We start from the raw sequence: 10,462 nt of genomic DNA, 5'->3' as shown, positions 1-10,462 counted from the left end.
CCATGAAAAAGAGTTTGCTCACCCTAGCCGCGCTGCTTGCTTTAAGTGCTTGTTCATCCAGCAAAAAGGAAGACGTGGCAGAAGCCGCACCGGTGACGGCCGCCGCGCCGGTGGAAACCGTCGCCCCCACGCCGATGGAGCCGCACTGGTCACGTCCCAACACCAGCATCGCCGAGACCGCGCAGCAGGTCAGCCGCTGCGAATATGATGTTGGCATGAATACCGGCATTGCTGACAGCAAGCGCCACGATATGTTTGAGGCGTGTATGCAGAAAGAGGGGTATTCCTGGATTGAGTAATCCGTCGTCCCTGAATGAAAGGCAGCCGCAAGGCTGTCTTTTTTTATGGCAATTTTCCTGAAGACTCATGCGGTGCTGTCTCGCTGTACTGTCTTCAGCGGCGTGCCTTGTGCCCGTCGCCCCAAGTCTTCAGCGCCGCCAGCACGGGCGCAAGTGTTTGCCCGTATGCGCTGAGGCGGTATTCCACGCGCGGCGGCACTTCGGCAAACACTTCGCGCGCCACCAGTCCGTCCGCTTCCAGCTGGCGCAGCTGCTCGGTGAGCACCTTCGGGCTGATGCCGCCGAGCCGTTCCAGCAAATCGCGCGTGCGCCGCGCCCCGCCGCCCAAATGGTAAAGAATCAGGCATTTCCATTTGCCGCCCACCAGCTTCATCGCCAGTTCAATTGCCGAAGGCATGCTCCGTTAAGCTCCTATTTTGTTGGAAAACTTACCAAAAAGTGCGTAGAGAACTTTTTAGTACGTTGTTTTTATTTGATTTTAAAAGCGTTAGTATAACGGTTTTCCACTCAGAAGGAAGCCATGATGCCGCTTAACGACCTGCTGCAAAACCGCCGCTCCACCCGCCGTTTCCGCCCCGATGCCCCCATCGACCGTGCCGAATTAAACGCTCTCATCAGCCAAGCCAACCGCGCCCCCAGCAGCAACAACGCCCAGCCGTGGCGCATTATGGTGCTGACCGACCCCGCCCTGCGCCAACGCTCCAAAGCCATGCGTCAAGAAATGAGCGAGGCGGAAGCAAAATTGTGGCAGCACCTGCGGGCAGGTCGTCTGAACGGCTATAAATTCCGCCGCCAGCAGCCGATGGGAAATTATATTGTTGATTTTATGTGCGTAACGCCCAAGCTGATTGTCGAAGCAGACGGCGGGCAGCACACAGAACAAGCCGCATACGACCACGCGCGGACGGCATATCTGAACAGCCTGGGCTTTACCGTGCTGCGTTTTTGGAATCACGAAATTTTGCAGCAGACAAACGATGTGCTGGCAGAAATCCTGCGCGTGTTGCAGGAATTGGAAAAGCAGTCTGCACGGTAGCAGATGGCTGATTTTGATTAAATTATTAAAAATTATAAGGTGCAGGCTGCCTGAATTGAGCATTTATAAAGGTCGTCTGAAAAGTAAAAAGCAGCCTGCACAACCTGTTTTCCTTGCAGAACCCTTCATCCCAACAGCCGCCCCGTCCTCTCTCCCGTGGGAGAGAGTTAGAGAGAGAGCAACAAGCCGCAAGGCTTGTATTTTGAGTGGTAGGATATTGGGAAAGGTTACCGAAATTCGGGGAATGCCCTCTCCCCAGCCCTCCCCCACGGGGGAGGGAGCAGGTTGCAGCAGGTTTTACGGTTGCAGGCAGTTTGAAAGGCCACTTGAGTTTACGGCCGTTGATGTAGGCCGCCTGAAAAATATAGTGGATTAACTTTAAACCAGTACGGCGTTGCCTCGCCTTGCCGTACTATCTGTACTGTCTGCGGCTTCGTCGCCTTGTCCTGATTTAAATTTAATCCACTATAAAAAGCAGCCTGCACAATTTGTTTTCCTTGCAGAACCCTTAACCTCAACAGCCACCCCGTCCTCTCTCCCCGTGGGAGAGAGCTAGAGAGAGGGCAACAAGCCGCAAGGCTTGTATTTTGAGCGGTTGGGGTATTGGGAAAGGTTGCCGCAATTTGGAGAATGCCCTCTCCCCAGCCCTCTCCCACGGGGGAGGGAGTAGGTTGCAGCAGATTCAAGCGTTACAGGCCGTCTGAAAAAGAATGCCCGAACATCAACAGCAGGAATTTTTCAGGCAGCCTTTATCGTCAGGCAGATGGAACAAACGCCGCGAGCGTTTTTTCAGACGACCTTTGAACCCATCGGTAGGATGTGTGCCGCAAGGCACGCACGCGGTGGGTTGGAGTTACAGGGAAAATGGGGAACGCGTGCGTGCGTACCGCACACACTCTCTCATGCGGGCTACGGCTTGCTTTGGTTGATATACGAGTAAAATTCACATGAATAATTTTTTTAGTAGTGAGAAAAATCAGAAATTTATTTTGGATGTTTTCAAAGTAGTATTTAGGAAAAAAACATTTCCTAGTATGTGTTTAATTTCGGGCGTAACTCTTATTGCAAGTCCGTGGTGGCTGCCCATTGTATATAATTTTTTTAATATACAGGAAAACCCTCTTTCTGCTTTTCAAATTTTGGCAGGACTTTTTTTAACAATATCGGGTATTTTTCTTTTTTATAAAGAAAAATTCACCAATAATATAGAAAATGGTACAGCAAATAATAATACTCATGCAAAGCAACAATATATTTTGAGAAATGAAAATATAAAAAATCAAAATAATTATGATTCTAAAAAAAATAACAACAGAAAAAATAACAGAAAAGAAACTTCTGAGAATGAAGAAAAAGTTATTCAAAATAGTCAGGACGATACAAATATAGATAAAATCAGAGGATTTTTCAAGGAATTTATAGTAAATGCAAAATTAGATATAAAGATTATAAATGTAAAAAAAGAAAATAATGGTAAATATCTAGTTATTCTTGATGGAAAAGATATGAGATTTTTAATTGGTGAAAAAGGAAGTGCCTTAAATAACTTAGAATATTTAATCAGTACAACTAAGAAATTTAAAAATCTGAAAATTTCTATAGATTCTAACAATTATAAAGAAAAACGTGAAAAATCATTAAGAGATTTGGCAAGAAAAAAAGGTAAGGCAGTTTTAGCAACTGGAAATGCCGTAAAGCTGAACCCAATGGCTGCACGTGAACGTAAAATTATTCATGAAGAAATTTCATTTATGGAAGGACTAAAAACTGAGAGTGTTGGCGAAGAGCCAAAAAGATATTTAGTTATTAGAAAATTAGATGAAAAAAATTAAACTATTGTGTTTAAAATTGTAGGTAAAAAAATAAAATTGAAAAATGATTTTAGAAAATAGAGGGATAAAATGTTATTTGATACAATTGCGGCAATTTCCACTCCAAAAGGTGAAGGCGGGATTGCTATAATAAGAATATCCGGCGATAAATCATTTGAAATACTGGACAAAATATTTATTAAAAAAAACCCAAATGCTGATTTGGGTTTTTATAAATTAAATTATGGATTTATCAAGGATGGAGAAAAAATAGTAGATGAAGTAATGGCTGTAAGGCTAAAAGCCCCAAAAAGCTATACTTGTGAAGATATTGTGGAAATAAATTGCCACGGTGGAACGCTTGTTTCGGAAAAAGTGCTGGAACTTGTGCTAAGAAATGGGGCAAGACATGCTGAAAGCGGAGAATTTACAAAGCGAGCATTTATGAATGGACGTATAGACTTGTCACAGGCTGAGGCGGTTATGGACATTATCCAGGGAAAAACTGAAAAGAGCGTATCACTGTCGCTTGATCAGTTAAGAGGGGACTTGCGTGATAAAGTTAATGAATTTAAGAAGGCTTTGCTAGATATTACAGCACATGTGAATGTAGTGCTGGATTATCCTGAAGAAGGGATTGACGATCCGTTGCCAGTAGAACTTAGAGATAATCTTGAAAGAGTGTATGAAGAAGCAAATCGGTTAATTGACTCGTATGACACGGGAAAAAAAATAAAAGAGGGAATAAAGACAGTTATTGTGGGAAAACCAAATGTTGGGAAATCAACATTGCTAAATGCCCTGCTTCATGAGGAGCGTGCCATTGTAACGCATATTGCTGGGACTACGAGAGATGTTATTGAGGAAATAATCAACATAAAAGGAATTCCCTTAGTTCTAGTGGATACAGCAGGAATTAGAAAAACTGATGACATTGTGGAAAATATTGGTGTAGAAAAGTCTAAGCAGTTTATTGAAAAGGCTGATCTGGTACTTCTTGTACTGGACGCTTCAAAGGAGCTCGAAAATGAGGATATAGAAGTTATAAATCAGATAAAAGAAAATAAAAAGAAAGTTATAGTATTATTGAATAAGATTGATTTAAATAAAAAAATTAATCTTGAAGGGTATAACTTGGAAAATATTGTTGAAATTTCGGCAAAGGACAATATTGGAATTGAAGATATGCAAGAAAAAATCTATTCATATATTGTAGAAGAAGATGTGGAAAACTCATCAGAAAAACTAATAATTACAAATATTCGGCATAAAACTGCACTTGAGAAAACAAAAGACGCAATAAGAAATATTTTTGAAACAATAGATATGGGACTTCCTATGGACTTAATTTCTGTAGATTTAAAAGAAGCTCTGGATTCACTTTCAGAGATTACCGGAGAAATATCGTCCGAAGATATTTTAGATCATGTATTTGGGAATTTTTGTGTTGGAAAATAGATTTTATTATATTTTATAAAAAATATGAAAAGTTTTGGATAAAATGGAGGAAATAAATAATGGATAATAATTATGGAGCAGAGGCGATTACGGTTCTGGAAGGGCTGGAAGCAGTTAGAAAGCGTCCAGGAATGTATATCGGATCAACTTCAGCACGTGGGCTTCACCATCTAGTATGGGAAATTGTAGATAACAGTGTGGACGAAGCGCTTGCTGGAATTTGTGATAAAATTACTGTAAAGATACTTGAAGGAAATATTATTGAGGTATCTGACAATGGACGTGGAATCCCTGTGGGAATGCACAAAACTGGAAAATCAACTTTAGAAGTTGTACTTACTGTGCTTCATGCTGGAGGGAAATTTGATAATGATAATTATAAAGTGTCAGGTGGACTTCACGGAGTTGGGGTATCTGTCGTAAATGCTTTGTCAGAATGGCTTGAGGCAACTGTAACACGTGATGGAAAGATTTTTAGACAGACATATCAGCGTGGTGTGCCAACTTCGCCTGTGGAAGAAATTGGCGTGGCAGATGCTGATGCACACGGAACTGTAATTAGATTTAAGGCTGATGATGAGATATTCGAAACAACAGTTTACGATTATTCTGTGCTGGAATCACGTTTAAAAGAATTGGCATATTTGAATAAAGGCTTGAAAATTGAGCTGGCTGATGAGAGAAATGCTGAAAATATAAAAGCTGAAGAATTTTTATTCGAAGGTGGAATAAAGGACTTTTTAAATGAAATTATTGATGAGGAAAAAATCGTTGATGATGTGATTTATATGGCTGATACAATGCAAATTGAGGAAGCTAAGGAAGTAGAAACTGTGGATGAGGATGGAAACACAGTGAAAAAACAGCGTAGTGCAAAATTCGTGGAAGTGGAAATTGCGATGAACTACACGACTTCACAAAGAGAAACAGTTTATTCATTTGTAAATAATATAAATACTCACGAAGGTGGAACTCACGTTAGCGGATTTAGAACTGCTCTTACGAGAACAATTAATGATATTGCAAAACAGATGAACTTAATCAAGGATAAAAATGGGACATTTCAAGGAACAGATGTAAGAGAAGGACTTGTCTGTGTAATAAGTGTAAAAATACCCGAGCCTCAATTTGAAGGACAGACAAAAACAAAACTTGGAAACAGTGAAGTTACAGGAATTGTATCAAACATTGTTGGCAGCAACTTGAAATTTTATCTAGAAGATCATCCAAAGGCAGCTGAAAAAATTATTGAAAAAATGGCAATGTCAAAAAGGGCAAGAGAAGCAGCGAAAAAAGCAAGAGAGCTTGTGCTTAGAAAAAATACATTGGAAGTAGGATCACTGCCTGGTAAATTGGCAGACTGCTCTTCAAAAGATCCGGCTGAATCAGAAATTTTCATAGTCGAAGGAAACTCGGCAGGAGGTTCTGCAAAACAAGGAAGAGACAGAAGATTTCAGGCAATATTGCCACTTCGTGGAAAAATCTTAAACGTAGAAAAATCAGGAGTGCACAAGGCTCTTGAAAATGCTGAAATTAGAGCAATGATTACAGCTTTTGGAGCTGGATTTGGTGAAGAAATGGACTTAAAAAAACTAAGATACCATAAAATTGTAATTATGACAGATGCCGATGTTGATGGAGCTCACATTAGAACATTAATGCTGACTTTCTTCTACAGACATCTAAGAGAATTAATAAATGAAGGTTACATCTATATCGCACAGCCGCCTTTATATAAAATTCAGGCCGGAAAAGCAATCAGATACGCCTATTCAGACGATCAGATGAAACAAGTGACAAGAGTACTTGAAGGAGAAGGAAGAAAATACACAATCCAGCGTTACAAAGGGCTAGGAGAAATGAACCCAGAACAGCTTTGGGAAACAACCCTTGATCCAGAAGTAAGAACATTGTTAAAAGTATCAATGGAAGACGCTTCCTATGCCGATAAGATGTTTAATATTCTGATGGGAGATAAAGTTGAGCCGAGAAGGAAATTTATTGAGGATAATGCAAACTACGTAAGGAATTTGGATATATAATTCATTTTTTCTTATTTTATTTATATTAATTTTTTTAATGCAGAGGTATCAGACGCCATATCTCTGCACACCTGCTTGACGCAAAACTTTCTTCTAACGGAATTTTGTTTGATTTTGATTTAGTTAAATCAACTGTTGTAACTAGGTTAAAATTGTCGTGATTTTTTGGAAATAAAAATTTCTGTTTGAGCAAAGCGAGTTTAATTTTTATTTCCAAAAAATGCTTAGACGAGCCAGGGATGCAAGGGAAATGGCGATTGATTTCCCTTGCTTAAAAAAAGAAGAAGATATAGAAATTATAGGAATAGCATTTGTTAGCAAAAATTTATTTTATAAAAGATGTTTAATAGATAATAGATAAATATACAAGTTAGGTTGTGGAATTTTGAGAAGGTGAATTGTAAAGTAAAAGAGAAGAAAAGAGGTGCAGGATGTCAGACGATTTTAGAGATGACGATGAAAGAGAAGAAGAGATAACAGAAATAGATGAGAATGATGATAGGGAAATCATTGTGGAGGGGTTGCCTAAGGCTACAGATTTATCAAATGAATCTAATGTTTATATTGAGGATGAGATAAAGGCGGCTTATTTGGATTATTCGATGAGTGTAATTGTTAGCCGTGCGTTACCTGATGTGCGTGATGGATTAAAGCCTGTGCATAGAAGAATTTTGTTTTCCATGAGTGAAATGGGAATGAGCCATAAAACTCCATTTAAAAAATCGGCAAGAATTGTCGGGGATGTATTGGGGAAATACCATCCGCATGGGGATTCATCAGTTTATGGTGCAATGGTTAGAATGGCACAGGACTTTAATATGAGATACGAACTTATCGACGGACATGGGAACTTTGGTTCGATTGATGGGGATGAAGCGGCGGCAATGCGGTATACAGAAGCTAGAATGGCTAAAATTACTGAAGAGCTGCTTGCGGATATTAACAAGGATACAATAGACTATCGTAAAAACTTTGATGAAAGTTTGGATGAGCCAGTTGTATTGCCTGCTAAACTTCCAAATTTACTACTAAATGGAGCAAACGGTATTGCTGTCGGAATGGCTACAAATATTCCACCACATAATCTAGGAGAGGTCGTTGATGGAATTGTCGCATTGATTGATAATCCTGAAATTTCAATTGATGAACTGATTACGTATATAAAAGGTCCGGATTTTCCAACTGGAGGTATAATTAATGGAAAACAGGGAATTTATGATGCGTATAGAACTGGACGTGGAAAACTGCGGGTTGCAGGACGTGTGGAAGTTGAAACTTCAAAAACTGGAAAAGATTCGATTATTGTTACAGAATTACCGTATCAGGTAAATAAAGCCAGACTTATTGAAAAAATTGCAGATTTGGTAAGACAGAAGAAAATTACTGGAATATCTGATTTGCGGGATGAAACTGACAGAGATGGTATCAGAATTGTAATTGAGCTGAAAAAAGGTGAGGAAAGTGAATTAATTCTGAACAGCCTTTATAAATTTACTGATTTACAAAATACATTTGGTGTAATTATGCTTGCACTTGTGGATAATGCACCAAGAGTGTTGAATTTAAAGCAGGTTCTTCAGAAATATCTGGAACATAGGTTTGAAGTAATTACAAGAAGAACTGAATTTGAGTTGAAAAAGGCCAAAAATAGAGCTCATATCTTGGAAGGATTCAAAATTGCACTTGATAACATTGAGGAAGTAATTAGAATTATACGTGCTTCAAAAGATGAAAATGTTGCACGGACTGAATTAATTGCAAAATTTGGATTTTCAGAAATTCAGGCAAAAGCAATTCTGGATATGAGATTGCAAAGGCTTACTGGACTTGAAAGGGATAAAATTAATCAGGAATATAATGAACTTATGCTATTAATTGAAGAATTAACTGGAATTTTATCTGACGATTCAAAAATATATGGTATAATTAAAGAGGAGGCACTTAAATTAAAAGAAGATTTTGGTGATGAACGTAGAACTGAAATCAGAAATGCAAGAGCCGAAATCAGCATAGAAGACTTAATTAAGGACGAAGAAGTTGTTGTAACACTTACAGAAAAAGGTTATGTAAAACGTGTGGCAATTGACACTTACCGTTCACAAAAACGTGGTGGAATCGGAGTAAATGCTACAAATACAATAGAAGACGATGTTGTAAAAGATATGTACATAGCAAAAACTCTTGATACATTGCTTATTTTCACAACAAAAGGAAAAGTATTCAGCATAAAAGTTTATGAAATTCCTGAAACTGGAAAACAAGCACGTGGAAAACTGATTGGAAACATTATAAATCTGGATGATGATGAAAAAGTCAGCACAATAATAAAAGTTCGTGAATTTGAAAAGGATAAGAATTTATTCTTTGTAACACGAAATGGAGTCGTTAAAAAATCTGAATTGACATTGTTTAGTAATATTATGAAAGCTGGAAAACGAGCGATTAGATTAAATGATGAAGATGAAGTGATGTATATCGGACTTACAAGCGGAACTGGCGAAGATGAAATCTTTGTTGCTACGAGAAATGGTATTGCCATAAGATTCTCTGAAAAAGATGTAAGAAGTATGGGAACTGGGGCAACTGGAGTAAAAGGTATTACTCTTCGAGACAAGGACAAAATTGTAGGTGCTGCAATCATTAATTCAGAAATGAATAATGATGAAATGAGAATTCTTACAATTACTGAAGAAGGATATGGAAAACGTACAAAACTTTCTGAATATAGATTCCAGTCAAGAGGTGGAAAAGGAATTATCAATGCAAAACTGAATGAAAAAACTGGAAAAATTGTAGATGTGAAAATTGTCAAGGAAAATGATGAAATTATGCTTATTACTTCAGAAGGTACACTAATTAGAACAAGCGTAAATAATATATCTGTAATAGGACGTTCAGCTTCAGGTGTGCGAATAATGAAAGTTAGAAATAATGAAAAAATAGCTTCTGTAGTAAAAATTACAGAAGAGCCTGATTTAACCGAAGAAGAAAAATAAGATAAATATAAATTCTCATATATAAGGAAGTGGTTAAAATGTTACAAAAAAAAGCATTATTTTTAGTTACAGCGGAAAGCGAAATATATCCATTGGTTAGTTTTGCAAAAGTATTTAAGCAAAAATATAACGTTGATGTTGATGTTATCTATATCAAAGATATATTAAAGTATGAGGTATTTCCTGTAAGTATCGAAGGAATGGGACTAAATATTGGAGCAAACTATGCCTTTAAGGAATACAGGGAACTAGAAGAAAAAACAGTAAAAAAATTAAAGGATAAAATAACATCTGATATTTCAAATTTTTACTCAAAAGATGGTGAAACAGCAGAAATTGTTTTAGAAGAACTAAAAAAATACGACTTGCTTGTACTTGTAAAAAATGAAAAAGTAACTCCAGTATTAAAGGAAATATTAAGAAGTATTTTTAAACCATTAATTATATTGCCAAACATAGAAGACTTTAGATTGGACAACTTGATGTTACTTGATGATGGCGCTTATAATGCGAACAAGACATTATTTACTTTCTTCCATATGTTTGGTGAGCAAAAAATAGATGTATTGCGTGTAAATGTTGAAGAAGAGGATGAAAGCAGCCTAACAGAAAGATTTGGCGACAACTATAATCTTATTCATAAAAAAGGTGACACTTTCAAGACAATTATGAACGAAGCTCAAAATTATGACTTGGTCTTAATGGGAGATTTGCGATATACAATAATGGTAGAAAGAATTACTGGAAAACTCGGAGTTAGAATACTTGAGAATCTCCAAAAACCGATTTTTATTGTTTAAAAAGTCAAATAATAAAAAGT

Annotated in this window: 10 protein-coding genes; 9 read left to right on the top strand and 1 reads right to left on the bottom strand. The window is 37.8% G+C overall.

The window, feature by feature from the left end; genetic code table 11:
• On the top strand, positions 1-299 hold a 299-nt coding region (locus tag Q0370_RS08445), incomplete at its 5' end, for a lipoprotein (protein WP_298079371.1).
• Between the two features lie 94 nt (positions 300-393).
• Here Q0370_RS08445 and Q0370_RS08440 read toward each other — a convergent pair.
• Positions 394-696 carry a helix-turn-helix domain-containing protein gene (locus Q0370_RS08440; RefSeq protein WP_299574587.1) on the bottom strand — a complete coding sequence of 101 codons (303 nt, stop codon included), beginning with the start codon at positions 694-696 and terminating at the stop codon, positions 394-396.
• Between the two features lie 123 nt (positions 697-819).
• Here Q0370_RS08440 and Q0370_RS08435 point away from each other — a divergent pair, with 123 nt between their 5' ends.
• The 8 genes from Q0370_RS08435 to Q0370_RS08400 all read left to right on the top strand — a co-directional run bounded on the left by Q0370_RS08435 (position 820) and on the right by Q0370_RS08400 (position 10,442).
• The gene (locus Q0370_RS08435; protein WP_299574584.1) at positions 820-1,335 is read left to right on the top strand and encodes a DUF559 domain-containing protein; all 516 of its coding nucleotides are present in this window, start codon (positions 820-822) and stop codon (positions 1,333-1,335) included.
• Positions 1,336-1,348: 13 nt separating this feature from the next.
• Entirely contained in the window at positions 1,349-1,711 is a 363-nt protein-coding gene (locus Q0370_RS08430; protein ID WP_299574581.1) for a hypothetical protein, read from the top strand.
• Between the two features lie 763 nt (positions 1,712-2,474).
• A complete protein-coding gene (locus Q0370_RS08425; RefSeq protein ID WP_299574578.1) occupies positions 2,475-3,167 on the top strand; it encodes a R3H domain-containing nucleic acid-binding protein in 693 nt (230 codons plus the stop codon).
• A gap of 69 nt (positions 3,168-3,236) precedes the next feature.
• Positions 3,237-4,604 carry a tRNA uridine-5-carboxymethylaminomethyl(34) synthesis GTPase MnmE gene (mnmE, locus tag Q0370_RS08420; protein ID WP_299574575.1) on the top strand — a complete coding sequence of 456 codons (1,368 nt, stop codon included), beginning with the start codon at positions 3,237-3,239 and terminating at the stop codon, positions 4,602-4,604.
• A gap of 59 nt (positions 4,605-4,663) precedes the next feature.
• Positions 4,664-6,646, top strand: coding sequence for a DNA topoisomerase (ATP-hydrolyzing) subunit B (gene gyrB, locus Q0370_RS08415; protein WP_299574572.1), 1,983 nt, complete (start codon positions 4,664-4,666; stop codon positions 6,644-6,646).
• Between the two features lie 220 nt (positions 6,647-6,866).
• Complete coding sequence (locus tag Q0370_RS08410) at positions 6,867-7,007, top strand: hypothetical protein (protein ID WP_299574569.1); 141 nt, start codon at positions 6,867-6,869, stop codon at positions 7,005-7,007.
• A gap of 70 nt (positions 7,008-7,077) precedes the next feature.
• Entirely contained in the window at positions 7,078-9,642 is a 2,565-nt protein-coding gene (gene gyrA, locus Q0370_RS08405) for a DNA gyrase subunit A (protein ID WP_299574566.1), read from the top strand.
• A gap of 38 nt (positions 9,643-9,680) precedes the next feature.
• The gene (locus Q0370_RS08400) at positions 9,681-10,442 is read left to right on the top strand and encodes a GntR family transcriptional regulator (RefSeq protein WP_299574563.1); all 762 of its coding nucleotides are present in this window, start codon (positions 9,681-9,683) and stop codon (positions 10,440-10,442) included.
• The last annotated feature ends 20 nt before the right edge of the window (positions 10,443-10,462 follow it).

The sequence above is a fragment of the uncultured Leptotrichia sp. genome, from assembly GCF_938036635.1.
GTDB classification, from domain to species: Bacteria; Fusobacteriota; Fusobacteriia; order Fusobacteriales; family Leptotrichiaceae; genus Leptotrichia; species Leptotrichia hongkongensis.
Note: the sequence above shows the minus strand (reverse complement) of the source record. Positions and strands in the feature narration are given on the sequence as shown.